Annotated in this window: 17 protein-coding genes; 6 read left to right on the forward strand and 11 right to left on the reverse strand. The window is 59.9% G+C overall.

Annotated features, from left to right (window positions below):
* Positions 1-572: 572 nt before the first annotated feature.
* Positions 573-680, reverse strand: coding sequence for a PIN domain nuclease (locus FHS83_RS19710; protein WP_167085054.1), 108 nt, complete (start codon positions 678-680; stop codon positions 573-575).
* A gap of 301 nt (positions 681-981) precedes the next feature.
* Between FHS83_RS19710 and ahcY the strand changes: the two genes are divergently transcribed.
* Positions 982-2,385: an adenosylhomocysteinase gene (ahcY, locus tag FHS83_RS18990; RefSeq protein ID WP_167085056.1), complete on the forward strand. Its 1,404-nt coding sequence runs from the start codon at positions 982-984 to the stop codon at positions 2,383-2,385.
* A 177-nt stretch (positions 2,386-2,562) separates the two neighbouring features.
* Complete coding sequence (locus FHS83_RS18995; RefSeq protein WP_167085058.1) at positions 2,563-3,105, forward strand: cytochrome b; 543 nt, start codon at positions 2,563-2,565, stop codon at positions 3,103-3,105.
* 51 nt (positions 3,106-3,156) lie between these two features.
* Here the strand turns inward: FHS83_RS18995 and FHS83_RS19000 are convergent, their stop codons facing one another.
* The 3 genes from FHS83_RS19000 to FHS83_RS19010 all read right to left on the reverse strand — a co-directional run bounded on the left by FHS83_RS19000 (position 3,157) and on the right by FHS83_RS19010 (position 5,315).
* Positions 3,157-3,903 (reverse strand): methyltransferase domain-containing protein, encoded by a 747-nt coding sequence (locus tag FHS83_RS19000; RefSeq protein WP_167085060.1) that lies wholly within the window; start codon positions 3,901-3,903, stop codon positions 3,157-3,159.
* A gap of 385 nt (positions 3,904-4,288) precedes the next feature.
* A complete protein-coding gene (locus FHS83_RS19005) occupies positions 4,289-4,732 on the reverse strand; it encodes a hypothetical protein (protein WP_167085062.1) in 444 nt (147 codons plus the stop codon).
* A 124-nt stretch (positions 4,733-4,856) separates the two neighbouring features.
* Entirely contained in the window at positions 4,857-5,315 is a 459-nt protein-coding gene (locus tag FHS83_RS19010) for a hypothetical protein (RefSeq protein WP_167085064.1), read from the reverse strand.
* 453 nt (positions 5,316-5,768) lie between these two features.
* Between FHS83_RS19010 and FHS83_RS19015 the strand changes: the two genes are divergently transcribed.
* A complete protein-coding gene (locus FHS83_RS19015; protein ID WP_167085066.1) occupies positions 5,769-8,138 on the forward strand; it encodes a PAS domain-containing sensor histidine kinase in 2,370 nt (789 codons plus the stop codon).
* A gap of 25 nt (positions 8,139-8,163) precedes the next feature.
* Here FHS83_RS19015 and FHS83_RS19020 read toward each other — a convergent pair whose 3' ends face one another.
* On the reverse strand, positions 8,164-8,892 hold the full coding sequence (locus tag FHS83_RS19020) for a CPBP family intramembrane glutamic endopeptidase (protein WP_167085068.1): 729 nt from the start codon (positions 8,890-8,892) through the stop codon (positions 8,164-8,166).
* A gap of 243 nt (positions 8,893-9,135) precedes the next feature.
* Between FHS83_RS19020 and FHS83_RS19025 the strand changes: the two genes are divergently transcribed.
* Positions 9,136-9,294, forward strand: a complete 159-nt coding sequence (locus tag FHS83_RS19025) for a hypothetical protein (RefSeq protein ID WP_167085070.1) — start codon at positions 9,136-9,138, stop codon at positions 9,292-9,294.
* Here the strand turns inward: FHS83_RS19025 and FHS83_RS19030 are convergent.
* From FHS83_RS19030 to FHS83_RS19055, 6 genes are all read right to left on the reverse strand, one after another.
* Positions 9,291-9,944, reverse strand: a complete 654-nt coding sequence (locus FHS83_RS19030; protein WP_167085072.1) for a hypothetical protein — start codon at positions 9,942-9,944, stop codon at positions 9,291-9,293. The genes FHS83_RS19025 and FHS83_RS19030 overlap by 4 nt on opposite strands.
* A 76-nt stretch (positions 9,945-10,020) precedes the next feature.
* Positions 10,021-10,731, reverse strand: coding sequence for a hypothetical protein (locus tag FHS83_RS19035; protein ID WP_167085074.1), 711 nt, complete (start codon positions 10,729-10,731; stop codon positions 10,021-10,023).
* A gap of 102 nt (positions 10,732-10,833) precedes the next feature.
* Positions 10,834-11,295, reverse strand: coding sequence for a chemotaxis protein CheW (locus FHS83_RS19040; RefSeq protein WP_167085076.1), 462 nt, complete (start codon positions 11,293-11,295; stop codon positions 10,834-10,836).
* Between the two features lie 19 nt (positions 11,296-11,314).
* Positions 11,315-12,817, reverse strand: a complete 1,503-nt coding sequence (locus tag FHS83_RS19045; RefSeq protein ID WP_208414965.1) for a methyl-accepting chemotaxis protein — start codon at positions 12,815-12,817, stop codon at positions 11,315-11,317.
* A 317-nt stretch (positions 12,818-13,134) separates the two neighbouring features.
* Positions 13,135-13,455, reverse strand: coding sequence for a 2Fe-2S iron-sulfur cluster-binding protein (locus FHS83_RS19050; protein ID WP_167085080.1), 321 nt, complete (start codon positions 13,453-13,455; stop codon positions 13,135-13,137).
* A complete protein-coding gene (locus FHS83_RS19055) occupies positions 13,455-14,678 on the reverse strand; it encodes an NAD(P)/FAD-dependent oxidoreductase (RefSeq protein ID WP_167085082.1) in 1,224 nt (407 codons plus the stop codon). Before FHS83_RS19055 ends, FHS83_RS19050 begins: the two co-directional genes overlap by 1 nt.
* A gap of 90 nt (positions 14,679-14,768) precedes the next feature.
* Between FHS83_RS19055 and tsaE the strand changes: the two genes are divergently transcribed.
* Complete coding sequence (tsaE, locus tag FHS83_RS19060; protein ID WP_167085091.1) at positions 14,769-15,239, forward strand: tRNA (adenosine(37)-N6)-threonylcarbamoyltransferase complex ATPase subunit type 1 TsaE; 471 nt, start codon at positions 14,769-14,771, stop codon at positions 15,237-15,239.
* A 1-nt stretch (position 15,240) separates the two neighbouring features.
* A complete protein-coding gene (locus FHS83_RS19065; protein ID WP_208414966.1) occupies positions 15,241-16,332 on the forward strand; it encodes a phosphotransferase in 1,092 nt (363 codons plus the stop codon).
* The last annotated feature ends 3 nt before the right edge of the window (positions 16,333-16,335 follow it).

The raw sequence follows: 16,335 nt of genomic DNA on the forward strand, positions 1-16,335 counted from the left end.
CGGCTACAACGCGATCCACTCTAATTCTCCTATCCTGCTAACGTCCTTGGCAGCGTAACTCGCGCCGCGCATTGGTGTTAGTCTAATTCCACAAAGTTCTACGCCGATTGATGCCCAAAGAAAGCTTCTTTGCAGCGGCAATTTGATGCGCGCGATGCGCATTTTTCGGGGAGGTCTTCGCGGAGGTCTGGCACATCATTCGTGCGGTTCCGGCTTAACGATCACGCTGAGAGAATGCGCGATCTAGGATTTACGGAGTATGCGCATTTATGCTGATGCGCCATCCAATTGACCTTATGAATTCAATAAGCTGGCCTTATCGATCCGGGGCATAGTTCCAGAATTGCCGTTCAGGCGCCCTGCCCCACATATTCGAACAATCATGTCCCAGTGAGAGATGATTTCCGCCTAACGCCAGCGTCATTACGGCAACACATCCTTAAGCATGCGACAAAGATACTTCTTTGTGCGGAACATTTCCGCCAAACACCTGCCGCAATAGCTGCCTTATTGGGTGCGCTTAAGAGGCGTTATGATCTGATGCTGCAACGCAGCGCAAAAAAGCGCGCGACTCAGCCCTCCCAGACACGCAAAACCGACTGCGCAGCGATGGCATCGAAATCGCGATCTGCGGTCAGCAGCTCCAAATCCTGCCGGATACAAAGTTGCGCGATCAGCACATCCCCCCGCTCCCATCTAGCATTGTCTTGGCCCGGGACTGCGGTCCACCCAGGTGGTGTTGCTCCGTCGGCTGCAATGGAGCCCTTCGAGGAAGGCCGGTGCCGCGAGACCTGGATCGCCCGCAGTTGCGGGCGATGACAAGTGGGGCTGCGGGCAATGCCCCCTCCCCTGAGCGCCCCCCAAAAGTTAACACCCCGGAAATCAGCATATGCAGATTTCTTTATATGCTCCTTGTGGCCGGTCCGGGGGGCTGGTATAGGGCGCCAACGCTTTCCCCAAGACCCTGCGAAAGGACCGCCCATGGCTGCCGCTCCCGATTACGTCATTAAAGACATTGCCCTCGCCGAGTGGGGCCGCAAGGAACTGAACATCGCCGAGACCGAAATGCCCGGCCTGATGGCGACCCGCGAAGAATATGGCGCCAGCCAGCCCCTCAAGGGCGCGCGCATCGCCGGCTCCTTGCACATGACCATCCAGACCGCCGCGCTGATCGAGACCCTGAAGCATTTGGGCGCCGACATCCGCTGGGCCTCGTGCAACATCTATTCGACCCAGGACCATGCCGCCGCCGCGATCGCCGCCGCCGGTATCCCGGTCTTCGCCATCAAGGGTGAGAGCCTGGTCGATTATTGGGAATACACCCACCGCATCTTCGAATGGGCTGACGGCGGCACGCCGAACATGATCCTGGACGATGGCGGCGACGCCACCCTCCTCATCCATCTCGGCGTGCGCGCCGAGGCTGGCGATGTCGCTTTCCTCGAAAAGCCGACCTGCGAGGAAGAAGAAGTGCTCTTCGCCTCGATCAAGACGCGCCTCAAGACCAAGCCGGGCTTCTACACGGCCATCGCCAAGAACATTAAGGGCGTGACCGAAGAGACCACCACCGGCGTGCATCGCCTCTATCAGATGGAAAAGGACGGCAAGCTCCTCTTCCCGGCGATCAACGTGAATGACAGCGTCACCAAGTCGAAGTTCGACAACCTGTATGGCTGCCGTGAATCGCTGGTCGACGGCATCCGCCGCGGCACCGACGTCATGCTGTCAGGCAAGGTCGCCATGGTCGCCGGCTTCGGCGATGTCGGCAAAGGCTCCGCCGCCTCGCTGCGCAATGCCGGCTGCCGCGTGATGATCTCCGAAATCGATCCGATCTGCGCCCTGCAGGCGGCGATGGAAGGCTATGAAGTCACCACCATGGAAGACGCGGCCCCCCGCGCCGACGTGTTCGTGACCACCACGGGCAATGTCGATGTGATCACCGTCGATCACATGCGCGCCATGAAGGACCGCGCCATCGTCTGCAACATCGGCCATTTCGACTCGGAAATTCAGGTCGCGGGCCTGCGCAACTTCAAGTGGGACAACATCAAGCCGCAGGTCGACGAGATCGAGTTCCCCGATGGCCACCGCATCATCCTTCTCTCGGAAGGGCGCCTCGTGAACCTCGGCAACGCGATGGGGCACCCCTCCTTCGTGATGAGCGCCTCCTTCACCAACCAGACGCTGGCCCAGATCGAGCTCTACTGCAATCCGGGCAAGTATGAGAACAAGGTCTATGTCCTGCCGAAGGTGCTGGACGAAAAGGTTGCCCGCCTGCATCTGGCCAAGGTCGGCGCCAAGCTGACCGAACTGAACAAGACCCAGGCCGATTACATCGGCGTGGCCCAGTCCGGTCCGTTCAAGGCCGATACTTATCGCTATTAAGCGGTTCTGCTTCTCCTGAAGCGCAAAGGCGCCTCCCCTTCACCGGGGAGGCGTTTTTGTTTGGGGATTAGAAAGGTTCGATGAAACCTCCACACAGCCTCGATGGTTTCGCGCGTCCGTGTTTTGCCAGCTTCATGGAATGGCTCTAAACAGCGCTGGTTTGCAGAGGTAAGAGCCATGGTCGAGAAATATGCGCGCGACATGCGCGTGGTGCATTGGGCACGGGCGCTGGTGGTGCTGGGCGTGCTGGCGCTGGGGGTGACCATGGTCAATCTCCCCGACGACATCGCCACGAAATATGAAGGGCTTTATCCCAACCACAAGCAGTTCGGCCTGCTCGCTCTCCTCCTCACTTTGCTGCAATTGGGCTTGCGCCAGACGCGCCGCGTGCCGGAAGAACCGCAGGCCTTGAAAGCCTGGGAGCGCAAGCTGTCGAGCGCTGTGCATCACCTTCTTTATGTGCTGCTGCTGGTGGTGCCGGTGATGGGCTATTGCATGTCGTCGAGCTTCAGCCAGAGCGATGGCGTACCGTTCTTCTTCTTTGGCAAGCTGCCGGAACTCTTGGCAAAGAACGACGCCGCCTTTGAAGTCTTCCGCCTGCTACATAGAGTGCTGGCCTACACCCTCCTCGCCCTGGTCGCGCTTCATATCGCGGGCGCGCTGAAGCATCGCCTGATCGACAAAGACCCTGAAGCCGATGTGCTGAAACGGATGCTGTGAGAGCGCAAAGTGCGGCCCCGTTAATCGCGAGGCCGCACCGTTTTTACGCGCTTACCTCGGCATCAACGCGAAAACGCCCCAGCCGAGATAGTCGCGGCCATAGCGGGCGTAACGCTCAGGCGCCGTGTCGAGTTCGGCGCGAACTTCGCCCGCGAAGGCATCTGCGGGATTTTCCGCAAGCCAGCGGCGCATGGTCAGCCATTTGGCGGCCTCGTAGCGATCCCAGCTATCCTGATCTGCCAGCATCATTTCCACGACGTCGTAACCAAGCGTCGCGAAAAAGCCGATCAAATCCGGCAGCAGAAGGAAATCCGCGATGGAACCCGCGCGGCAACCTTGTGCCACTTCCTCCGTTGGCGGCAACTTTCTCCAAAAAGGCTCCCCGATGAGAAGGAGACCGCCTTCGCCCAGGCTTTGGGAAAGAAGCGCGATGGTTCCGGCGATACCACCGCCGATCCAAGTGGCGCCAACACAAGCGGCGACATCAGCCTTTTCCGGCGCGACATAGCCGGTAGCGTCGGCATGGAGAAACTGAACGCGATCACTAACGCCCAGCTCTTCCGCGCGGGCCTGCGCTTGGGCGGAGAACAGCGCGCTCATATCTATGCCCGTGCCGGTGATGGCGTGATCGCGGGCCCAGCTACAAAGCATTTCCCCTGAACCGCTGCCGAGATCGAGCAGATGCGCGCCGGGTTTCAGGCGCAAGGCCGCACCAAGCATGGCGAGCTTTTCGGGGGTGAAGGGGTTGTGGATGCGATGAGCGCTTTCACTGATGTTGAAGATGCGTGGAATATCCACGGCAGAACCTCCGTTTCAGACAAGACGGTGCAGCCCCTTTGAGGTGCAACGATCTGTGTTTGGATAAGATTTCGAGGGAGACCGTCTCGAGCGGCGTGCTGACGTCATTGCAGGACAGGCGCGACAACACGCCGGGAGACAATGCCTCCAGGCTAGATCACACGGCTCTCGTCAGAGAGCCCTGTCAGACAAGATCTAACATCCACGCTCCAAATGCGCAGGCCACCGCCCAACGCGGCGCCATCATAGAAAGGCGTTACCGGCAGCGCAACCAGGGCCTCTTCGCGGGACGCATTTGCTCGAATGCACCTGAAAGGCAGCGTTGTTATTGCGCAGAACCTCTGCGGTTTCGGCATCCAACCGGCTGATGACTACAGCGCGGCGATCAGGGAACCAGTTCGAGCGAGGCCGGATCGCGCAGCTCAACATGGGTCTGGTAGAAAAACCTGTCGATCAGATGGCCGTGATAGAAGAAGGTAATCTTCTTTCTCTGCGCCGCGCCGCGGACATGGATGTGTTTGCCATAAAAGAATTCCTGCGGGGGCATGCCGTATTTGGTCTGAAGCGCTGCCGCCAGTACCGGCGAAATCTCGATCGTGAGATTGCTCTTATCGCGGTAATCCACATCGGAATAGAGATAGACGAAGCCGTCCTGCTTCCAGGTGGAACGGACCTGCAGGTCGAAAATGCCCGGCACCGCGCTTGGCGCCGCATCGGCGGCCTTTTCGATCGCCTGGCTGGGTGTCATGAGCGCCGCCTGATCGGCCAGAGCCACATTCGCCATGCTCAAGGCGCCAGCGATCATTATCCCCGCAAACACCGGCCGCATTCGACATCCCCCCAGCAAAACCAAACGCTTCAATGGGGCCTAGATTACATGTAGAGACGGCAAAGCAAAGCCATTCCCGCGCTCAATTGTCTTTCGCGAATGCGCGAGGTGCTGGGAAGCCCCTCTAAGGCACAAGCGTGATCTGAGTGGGCGCTCCGGCCGTTAAATGGGTCAGGTAATAGTATTTCTCCGTCACGCGGCCGTTGCTGATGAAGGAAATCTTCACCCGCCGCGCCATGCCCCGCACATGGATGTGCTTGCCTTTGAAGAAGTCCTCAGGCGCAGCGCCGAACCTCTCCTTGAAGGCAGCAACCGCCTGGGGCGGAATGGCGATGGAGAGATTGCGCTGATCGCGATAATCCTCTTCGGAGTTGAGATAGACGTAGCCATCATCGATCCCCGTCCCGCGCACCGTCATATCGACAATGCCGAGCACGCCGGAAGGCGCCGCATCCGCAGCCATCTCGACAACCCGGCGCGGCGTAGCGAATTGCTGTTTCGGCGGCGGTGTCACGGCAGGCTCCGTGGCGCAGCCCGCGCATAACAGCCCAATCAGCATCACCCCAGCAAACGCCCGCACCATATTACTTCCCCGCGCACTACAAAAAACTTCAACGAGGCGTAGATTCACATGACTTTACGACGGTGAAAAGACATCACGCGCCACCTCTGCCATGTAACGGCGCGGCAAATGCGATAGGCGCGACAGGATGCACTCCGTAGTCCACCCAGTGGGTATCGGCCGGGAAGATTTGGTAAGCGCGCCTTAACCTCGTCACGCCAGATTTTTCTCGCAAGGATTCGATCCGTAATCGGAAGAGTTAGAGGACTGTTTTGACTCAAGTTTCGGACATGACCCCAAAGAACTCGGTCAAATCCACATCTTGGTCTTTACAGTTTTTTAACCACCTTCTATTGCGTGTATCCTTACCGTCCGTATCATGTTGATTCCACAGTGATTCGCCGCATGGGGTGGGAATCGGTGGCAACCGGGAAGTCCCGCATGGGACAGAAAAATAAACCGGATAGATGGGTAATGCTGAGGAGAGATTTCCTCTCCGCCGCGGCCACTGCTGCCGTTTTGGCATCTCCGGCTTATGCCGGAATGGCCGGGATGGCTGAAAGCGAACTGGTGCTGACCGGGGTTACGACCGGCGCGGTGGCACTGGCAGTCGCAGCAGGGCTTTGGGCGCTCGCCGAACAGAAAGTGTCGGCAAAACTGCGCCGCCTCTTGAAAGGGGCGAGTGCGCGGTTGCGCGCAGCCGTAGGCGAACGCGACGCCCTGATCGCTGCCTCCCGCGATCCTTTGATTGTCTGGGGCCGCGAAAACCTTGCCCCCACTTTCTACAATGGCGGCGAAGCGATTTTGGATTCCTGTCTGCAGGGCCCGGACGCAACCGAACTTTCCACCGCACTTGACGCGCTTTCCAACCAAGGCACCGCCTTCACCATGGCCGTGCGCGATGTCAGCGGCCGCCCCCTCACCGTGCGCGGCAAGGCCGTTGGCGGGTTGGCGGCGGTATGGATCGAATCCGGATCGGAAAGCCACAGCCTTGATTTTCGCGGCGTGCTCAACGCCCTGCCCTTGCCGGTCTGGCTGCGCGATCGCGCGCTGTCGCTGGTCTGGGCCAATGACGCCTATCTTTCGGCCGCCGGCGCGCCCGACCTCGAGACCATCCAGAAAAATCAGACCGCCATCGACAAGAGCGAGCGTGATCTCGCCGCCACGGCCAAAACCCATGAAGAGCCGATGGAGGCCAAGCGCTATGCCGTGATCGGTGGCCAGCGACGCGCCCTGCTGATCACCGAAATCCCCACCGAGACCGGCATTGTCGGCACCGCCGCCGATATCACCGAAGTCGCCGCGGGCGAAGCCAAGCTGCAGCAGCATATCGATGCCCATACCGATACGCTGGATAAGCTCGCCACCGCCGTGGCGATCTTCGGGCCCGATCAGAAGCTGCATTTCTATAACCGCGCCTTTGTGAAGCTGTGGGACCTGCCCGAAAAGTGGCTGGATAAGCACCCCAAGGATTCCGAAGTGCTCGACCGGCTGCGCGATGAACGCAAATTGCCGGAGCAGCGCGATTACCAAGGCTGGAAACGCGAGCGCATCGCTCTTTACGAGACCGCGCGCGAATATCCGTCGGAAGATCTGTGGCATGTGCCGGGCGGCAAGACCTTGCGCGTCGTCGCCCAGCCTCACCCCTTCGGCGGCCTCACCTTCCTTTATGAAGATGTCACCGAAAAGCTGAGCCTTGAAAGCTCGTACAACACCCTCATCAAGGTGCAATCGGCGACGCTGAATACCCTACAGGAAGCCGTGGCGGTGTTCGGCCCCGATGGCCGCCTGAAGCTTTACAATGCTGCTTTCTCGCGGCTGTGGCTGCTCACCGCGAAGGACCTCGCCGATGAACCGCATGTGCGCCAGATCGCCGAGCAATGCAGCGCCAAATTCGGCGACGCGCCGGTATGGGATCGCGTTATCCAGGCCATTGTGGCGGGCACCGAGCCCGACCGGCACATGGAAGATATCGAGCGCAACGACCGCACTATTCTGCAGCCCTCGCTTTCGCCGCTGCCGGATGGGGCGACGCTGGTCACCTTCACCGATGTCACTGATCGCTTCCGCATTGAGCATGTCTTGCGCGAACGCGCCGAAGCGCTGGAAGCCGCCGACCGCCTGAAATCCGAATTCATCAAGCATGTCTCTTACGAGCTGCGCACCCCGCTCAATACGATTGTGGGCTTTGCGGAACTCCTCTCGAGCCAGGAATTCGGGCCGCTGAATGATCGCCAAGCGGCCTATATGAAAGACATCGTTTCGGCCTCGAACACGCTGACGAGCTTGGTTTCCGATATTCTCGATCTCGCCTTGATCGAATCCGGTGCGCTGCGCCTGGAGCTGGAAAAGATCGACCTCTCCCAGATGCTGCATGATGTGGCGAGCCACGCGCGCGAATGGGGCGGCAAGGTTGGCCTCACGCTGGAAGTCGATTGCCCCGAAGACGAAGGCATTTTCCTCGCCGATGCGCGCCGCGTGCGTCAGGTGGTGTTCAACCTTCTCTCCAACGCCTTCAAGTTCACCCCCAAAGGCGGCGTGATCGTGCTGGGCGGACGCATTCAGGGGGAGAACGTGCAGATCTATGTGCGCGACAATGGCCCGGGCATTGCGCCGGAGCTGCGCGCCACCGTGTTCGAACGCTTTTCCGCCAAAGCTGCTGCTGGACAACGTGGCGGCGCAGGGCTGGGCCTTGCCCTCGTCAATCGCTTTGTCGAATTGCATGACGGCTGGGTGGAGATCGACAGCTCCACCAAAGGCACGCTGGTGCGTTGCCACTTCCCGCGCCGCATCCAAGATCACTCCTTACCCGAACGCGAAGCCCTGCCGACCCCGGCGGAGTGAAGGCGTTAGCAGAGCTTCACGCCGGTCAGGCCACCTTCGGCACGATGTGGAACAGAAGATTGAACAGGTTGTGCACCACGACCGGCAGCACAAGACTGCGGCTGCGGCAGCGTAGCCAGACCAGCAAGAAGCCCCCTATCGCTGCCGAGATGCCGTGGGCGATATTCAAATGGGCGAAGTTCGCATCGTGCGGCAGTGCATGCAGCAGCCCAAACGCCAGCGATGTCACGATAGCGCCATAGCTCAACTCCGCACCCAAGATACGGAAACGGGCTGCGAACATCCGGTCGAACAGTGCCAGAAGCAAACCTCGGAACAGGAGCTCCTCTGAAAGGCCTGGCATCGTCGCCTGAAACAACAACGTCTCCAGGGAATGATCCCGGCTGCCGCCATGCAGAGCAAAAAGCGTCGCCTGCAGCAGGAAAATTGGCAGTATTACAGTCAATACCGCCCGGCCCGTTCCCGGTGCTTGCACGAACGTCAGGCCAAGCTCGCGGGCGCGGAATTTGCCCATTGCAATCAGCGTGATTGCGATGACCAAATTGAGGGCAACACTGAAGCCTTTGTAAAACCAGGTATAATGCAGTGCGCCACCGCTCAGCATGCGCTGGATAAAACTGCCCATGACGATGGCGTCGAAATCACCGAGCAACACGATCAGCAACACGAAGACCCAGCCGCGCGTCTGTTTGCGAAACAGCGCTGGCGATGCACATAGCGCTAAACTGAGATACGTCCCGAGCAACGCGATCATCGCCCCCCCCCGCATGACCAGCAGAGTATTGCAACCCACCCTTGAACACGCCAGAAGCCGAGACGCGCGCGTGCGCATTCGCCGCGACGCATCCCACCTGCGGCGTGAGTTAGGCCTCTACCGCCACCAGCTTCTTGGCGAATTCACGCCGCAGCAGGAAAAAGCTGAATACGGCCTGCAAGGTGATCGAGCCCACCGAACCCGGCTTGCGCCCCCACACTTCCAGAAGCGGCCACCAGCTCGATGGCCGATATGCAAGAAATGCTGCACGCGCGGGAAAACCACGATCAGCGCGATAAACCCGACAACGACCGCGATCGAACGCTCAAGGCCCGCCCCGAACACGCCGAGCGGATGCCCGATTTGGAGGAAATTCGGGGCTGGCCGAAGAGGGACGCTTAAGGCGTCTCAGTGCAGGCTTTCCAGGCTGGTCCGGCAAACGGGATGACCGCGACCTCGCCAGTGACGACGTTGATCAGCGCGATACTCCGCCCGAAATGCACGGTCGCAGTTTTCCCATCGGCGCTGAGGCGCGGCCAGGAAAGTGGCGCCCCATTCAGGTTGAAATGCGTGATCTGCCGCTCGACACCGTTTTCCGAATAAAAAACCTCATAATGGTAGGCGGTATTGGGCGGATTGATTTGTTTAAGGTGGACGAACCGCCTGCAATCGGCAGCGCAAGACCTCGCACTGCCGTAATCACCGGGAATGGTTGGCGTCCAGTCTTTCGAATTGCTGTCAGCCGCCATCTGCGCCCGTGTGAAGGGCGCTTGCCGCCATTGGCCATCACGGCGCGCATAGACAATCGCCTTGACCTCCTCGAACGCGCCGCGCGGCGTATGGGGCGTCCATTGCGGTGCGCGGCACAAGAGCGGCAGCGTGATCTCGCTTCCATCCGCGGAAATGATTTGCGAGCTGACGGAGACACGACAGGTGAAATCCGTGCAGCCACCGATGGAGATCGGGTCGATCAACATGCATCCACTCAGGATCGTAAGCGATAGACAACCAAGTGGCAGCGCACGCCTGAACATGCTCAGCCCCTCCAGCATCGGCACGGCCAGCCTACGCGCTGTAGGGGCGGGTTTCCATCTGCATGGAAGCAGGAAGATAACTAAAACCGCACAACTAAATCGCAGCCGCAGCTTTTCGATACACCGCTACTGAAAGCGCCACCATCATCATCGCCAGAATGGTCGACTCCACACCATCGCCCATCGTCGCCACGAGCTTGAGGCGTAAAGAAAGCTCTGTCTTCATCAGATAAGCCGTCGCGCCGAGATGTAGAAGGTGAAGTGGAAATGCCAGCATCAGATACGCGCCAAACGCAGGCCCCATCAGCGGCACCATGCGGCGGAACAACGAGGACGGCGTCTCGCGTACACTGAGCGCGACACTCCAGGCCATGAACGGCAAGAGGATGAGCACGGATAGCACCGACGAAAAGGCCAATCCGGCATAAAGCCAAACAGGCGCGAGTGCTGTGCCACTGGCAAGGTTCGGGATCAAAGTGAAAAGCCGCGCCAGAAGCGCACCGACCGCGAGGCCAACAATCCCCCAGAAAGTACAAAAGAGAAGCCCGCGATCAAGGCCCCAAGGCTTTGCCCGGCTCTCCGCCATCACCCGCAAGGCGGCACAGCCAATCCAGCTCACACCTAACAAACGCACCAGCAGCGAAACGATCAGCAAGGGCGGAACGTGGCCGGGCTTGGGGTTTGCATAGACAAGGTCACATACATTCGTGGCAGCGGCCACCACCAGGAATATCGCCCAAATCGCGGGCATGGACCGGAAGGATTTCTTGAAAATCGCCCATGTCGACGCGCTGACAGACGCCATACCCAAAACCTCCCGCCTTCCGGTAGAAGATAGTGGCGCGATATGGGATTTCAACGGGAGGCGAGCGGGCCTGTTTTGCAAGCCCGCTCTGTGCATAAGAAATTAGAACGCGATATCGTTCACCGCGGCCGAGAGGCTTTCGGCGGAGAGGATGGTCACCATGCGGCCATCGAGGATCGCAATACCGTCGACATTGCGCTCGGCACTTTGGCCCATCACATCCGGCGGCGGCTGGATCTCAGATTCCGTGAGCGTAATGATATCGGAGACCGCATCCACCAGAATGCCGGTGGTGCGCTCACCTTCCGTGATCACGATGATGACGTTCTTGGCCGAGGCTTCGGTCATACCCAAACCAAGCTTAGCCTTCAGATCCATCACCGGCAGAACCGCGCCGCGCAGATTAATCACGCCGCGAATGTAATCAGGGACATGCGGCACGGCAGTGGTATCGGTCCAGCCGCGAATCTCGCGAATGGCCATGATGTTAGAGGCGAATTCCTGACCATTAGCCATGAAGGTGATGAACTGGCGGGTCTGGCCGCTGCGTTCGGTGTTTTCCATTTTTATACCTCCTCAGCCTTCAAAACTCGGCCCACTCATCTTTGGATGGCTTGGTGTCGAGCGCGACCGCAGCGGCGGCTTGGCCCCGGCGCCCCGCGGCACGCGGTGCCGGATTATGCGCGGGCAGAACGGCGCCACGGGCTTGCGGCGTGGTGCGCGGCCCGGCGATATTCGTCTTCGCCCCAACATTGAAGAAGGACATCAGCTCGTTGAGCGTGCGACCTTCCTGGGCGAGGCTGCGGGCAGCAGCAGTGGATTCCTCCACCATCGCGGCATTCTGCTGCGTGGAGCGGTCCATCTGCGTGACTGCGGCGTTGACCTGCTCGATACCGGTCGATTGCTGCTCGGCGGCTTGCGCCATCTCGCCAACCAGCGAGTTGATCTGCACCACCTGTTCGACAATGCGCTTCAAGGCTGTGCCGGACTCGCCGACGAACTTCACGCCCTGACCGACTTGATCGCTGGAGGTGTTGATCAGCCCCTTGATCTGCTTGGCCGCTTCCGAAGAGCGCTGCGCAAGCGCGCGCACTTCCGAGGCGACGACGGCAAAGCCCTTGCCTGCATCACCCGCGCGGGCCGCTTCGACGCCGGCGTTCAAAGCCAGAAGATTGGTCTGGAAGGCGATCTCATCGATCACGCCAATAATGTCGGTGATCTGCTTGGAGGACTGCGAAATTGCGTCCATCGCCTTGACGGCGGTTTCCACAACCTGGCCGCCGGTTTCGGCCACCTGTTTCGCGGTGGAGACGCTCTGCGAGGCTTCGCGCGCATTGGCAGCGGTCTTCTTCACCGTGGCGGTGATTTCTTCCAGCGCGGCAGCGGTTTCCTCGAGGCTGGCGGCCTGTTGTTCCGTGCGGCGCGACAGATCATCGGCAGCCTTGGAGATTTCATCCGAGCCGGTGGTGATCTGCGACGTGGTGGAGACCACGTTCGTCATCGTGTCCTGAAGGCGATCGAGGGCAAGATTGAAGTCTTCCTTCAGCTTGGCGAAAGACCCGCTCATGTCAGCGGTGACGCGATGGGTGAGATTGCCCTTGGCAAGCTGATCGAGACCTTCACCGATGCTCTTGATGGTCAGCTCGGTTTGCTGAGCCTGAACGAATTGGTCCACCACCACCGCAACATCGGTGAAGATAGAGAACATCAGGCTGCTGACATATTCACGGCGGCGGGGATCGTAAAGCGGCGCGTGATCGAGCAAGGAATTGACAAGACCCGCGGCCCAGTTGGGATAGACATTGGCGAGATAGTTGGTGAGATCGGTGCGGCCGCTGATCTCTTCGATGATCTTCGCCTGGACCTTGAAGTATTCGGAAGACAAATCGCCGGTGGCGACATGACGGAATTTCACGCGCTCGATCGCGAGCACATCCGGCGGCATCGCGGTGAGAGAGGAATCGGCAGCCCTATAGGCATCCAGCAGCGCTTTATCGACGCCACTGCCAACCCGGCGATGGACGATCTCGCCCACTTCGCGCCGCGCACTCGACCAGGACGGCAATTTTTCTTGCAAAGAACTCATCAGGCGCTCCCTATCTCCCCGTGGGCCACATTGGCCCGTTCGCTGCATCTGTTGCGTACATTGCAGACGACCGTACGGGCGGAGCATTATGGAAAGGCGTCTCAAACCCCGGCTGCAAAACAGCCGTAAACGTTTGATCTTACGCGCTTGCGCATCCTGCCGCTCGTTTGGCAGGCATACGTTAGAGATGTGTCCCTTGAAAATTAGTCAACGTGAATATACCGCATGTAACGGCTGAGCCGCATTTTAAGCGGTTTACCACCGTTTCTTGGAGCGAGATGCGCGAGACACGTACAAATACTTGGTCGGTATAAATACTAACGCTGATCTTTCGGCACCGTGACCACAAGACCGTCGAGCTCGGCGGTGACTTTGATCTGACAGGAGAGACGGCTCCGCGGTGTGACCTCTTGGGCGAAGTCGAGCATGGTCTCTTCCATCTCTTCCTTGGGCGGAAGTTTTCCTTTGAAGGCCGGATCGACATAGACATGGCAGGTGGCGCAAGCGCAGGCCCCGCCGCAATCGGCATCGATCCCCGCGACGTCGTTCTTCACGGCGGCTTCCATCACCGACCAGCCTTCGGGGGCCTCCACCTCGCGGCGCACGCCCTTGGCATCGATAAAAGTGACCTTCGCCATCACGCCACCACGTTCTTGATTGCGATAGAGGTATCGGCCAGACGCGCCACGTCGACCTTCACGCCCTCGCCGATGAGCTTGCGGCCCATGAGATATTCCGCCGGCTGGTTGACCGATTCTACCGCTGCGAGAATCCCGTCGCGCAAATGGAAGACAGAGAATTTGCGCGCCGCCGGATCGCCGCGCAGCACCACCTCGTCGCCCGGCTTGGTGAGCCCCGCGATCTGAAGCTTTAAATCATACTGGTCGGACCAGAACCACGGCACTTCGTTGTACGCCTTGGGCTTGCCGACCATAGCCAGTGCGGCGTGCTTGGCCTGATCGATGGCGTTCTGCACGCTTTCGAGCCGCATCCAATCGCCGTCGCGGTTCTCATGCCAGGTGCAATCGCCCGCCGCGAAGATCGCCGGGTCATTGGTGGCGCAAAACTTGTCGACCACGATGCCGTTCTTGCATTCGATCCCCGCATCGCGCGCGATTTCCATATTGGGCAACACGCCAATGCCAATGAGGACTAGATCGGCGGGATAAAGCTGGCCGCCCGCGCGTACGCCACTGACACTGCCCTCGCCTTCAAAGCCTTCCACGCCGGTGGAGGTGATGAGCTTCACGCCCGCCGCGCGATGAGCGCCCTCAAAGAAATCCGAAACCTGCTTGGAGACGGCCCGGGCCATCACCCGTTCCATTGCCTCGAAAACGGTGACATCAAGCCCATGCTTGGCGGCAACCGCGGCCACTTCCAGCCCGATAAAACCGCCGCCAATCACCACCAGCTTCTTGCCGGGATGGAAGGCGGTCTGCAGCGCGTCCACATCAGCGATGCTGCGCAAATAAAAGAGGCCGCCAAGCTCGGCGCCGGGGCACGGAATGGGGCGAATACGCGTGCCGGTGGCAATCAGGATCTGGCCGTAAGGCAGCACCCGCCCATCCGAGAGCGTGACGGTCTTGGCGGCGCGGTCGATCGCGGTGGCCGAGGCATTGAGGATGAGATTACAGCCCGCTTCCTCATAAAAACTATCCGACTTCAGAAACAGCCGGGCGCGCTCGAACTTGCCCATCAAATAGGCCTTGGACAGCGGCGGGCGCTGATAAGGCGCGTATGCCTCGTCGCCGATCATGGTGATCGGGCCTAAAAACCCTTCAGCGCGAAGGCTTATTACCGCTTGCGCGCCCGCTTGACCGGCGCCGATGATGATAATGGGGGGGATGTTTTCGTTGAGCATGGCGGTGGGGCTATCATGGTTGCCCCAGGGGCCGCAACAGATCCGCTAGGGTCGTTGAGGCGGCTGGGTACGAAGGCTACAACATTGGAAATGAAAGACGATTCGGAACGTTTCCGGCATTCTATCGCGCTTGAGAGCCTCGAAGATACCGCTCATCTGGGCGCGTTAATTGCGCGCGCACTGAAAAAAGGGAATACCCTGGCACTGCGCGGCGATCTTGGCGCGGGCAAAACCGCGCTGGCCCGCTCCATTCTGCAAGCCTTGGGTGTGACTGGCCCCATCGCCAGCCCGACCTTTACCCTGGTGCAAGCCTATGAGACGGCGCGCCTGCCTATTCGCCATTTCGACCTCTATCGCATCGAAGACCCGAGCGAACTCGAAGAACTCGGCCTGGATGAGGCCCTGAGCGAAGGTGCCGCCTTGATCGAATGGCCCGACCGGGCCGAGATGCCTGAGGACGCGATTAACCTCACTTTGACCATAACAGGCGCCCAATCGCGGCAGGCAGAGATCGACGCCCCTGCCGCCTGGGCCGCAATTTTCGCCGGCAAGGATTTCTGACGTGGCATTCAAGACATCTTCGTTTCTGAACGATGCAGGTTGGGGTCAGGCCGAGCGCGAGAAGCTGCCCGGCGATGCTTCCACGCGGCGCTATGAGCGGCTGTTCAAACCCGGCGCCAGCGCTTTGTTAATGATCCAGCCGCAAGGTGCCGAAACTCCGACCGCAGGCAAGGACGCCACTCCCGAAGAGCGCAAAGCGCTGGGCTATAACGCGGTGGCGCGACTTGCCGGTGCTGATTGCGGACGCTTCGTGGCGGCGGCGGAATATCTCTCCAGCCTTGGACTCTCGGCGCCGAAAATCTATGCTGCCGATCCGGCGCACGGGCTGGTGCTGCTTGAGGATCTGGGCGCCGACCTCTTCACGGATTCCTTGGCCAAGGGCGTTGCGGAAGCCGAGCTCTATAAAGGCGCCGCCGAGGTCCTCGCCAAGCTGCACGCGCAAGGCGCCCCTGCACAACTGCCGCCCGACAAAGATCTTTATGCCTATGACGAGACCGCGCTACTCGCGGAAGTCGATCTCTTGCCCGAGTGGTTCTTCCCTGTCGCGCTCAAGCGGCCCGCGACCGAGATGGAGCTTTCCGATTTTCGCGGTGCATGGCGTGAGGCCTTGACGCCCGTGCTTTCCGCACCCGCCTATTTCGTGCATCGCGACTTCCATGCGCAAAACCTGATGTGGCTGCCGGAACGTGAAGGCGCGGCACGCGTTGGGCTGATCGACTTCCAGGACGCGGTGGCGGGATCAGCAGCCTATGATGTCATTTCCTTGACAGAAGATGCCCGCCGCGATGTCTCGCCGGAAGCCTCGGCGCTGACGGTGTCGCATTACCTTAACAAAATGCGTGAACAAGGAACGCCGGTCGATGAAACGGCTTTCCGCTTGGAGATGGCCCTCTTCGCGGCCCAGCGCAACACCAAGATCGTCGGGATCTTCGCCCGGCTTTATCGCCGGGACGGCAAGCCGCGCTATCTCGACCTTCTGCCCAGAGTGTGGTCGTATTTGAGTGCCGATTTGAACCACCCTGCTCTTACAAAGCTGAAAGCGTGGTATGATCGGGCCATTCCGTTCGAGACGCGTGGTGTCCCGAACATTTAGGAG

It is taken from the genome of Rhizomicrobium palustre, from assembly GCF_011761565.1.
GTDB classification, from domain to species: Bacteria; Pseudomonadota; Alphaproteobacteria; order Micropepsales; family Micropepsaceae; genus Rhizomicrobium; species Rhizomicrobium palustre.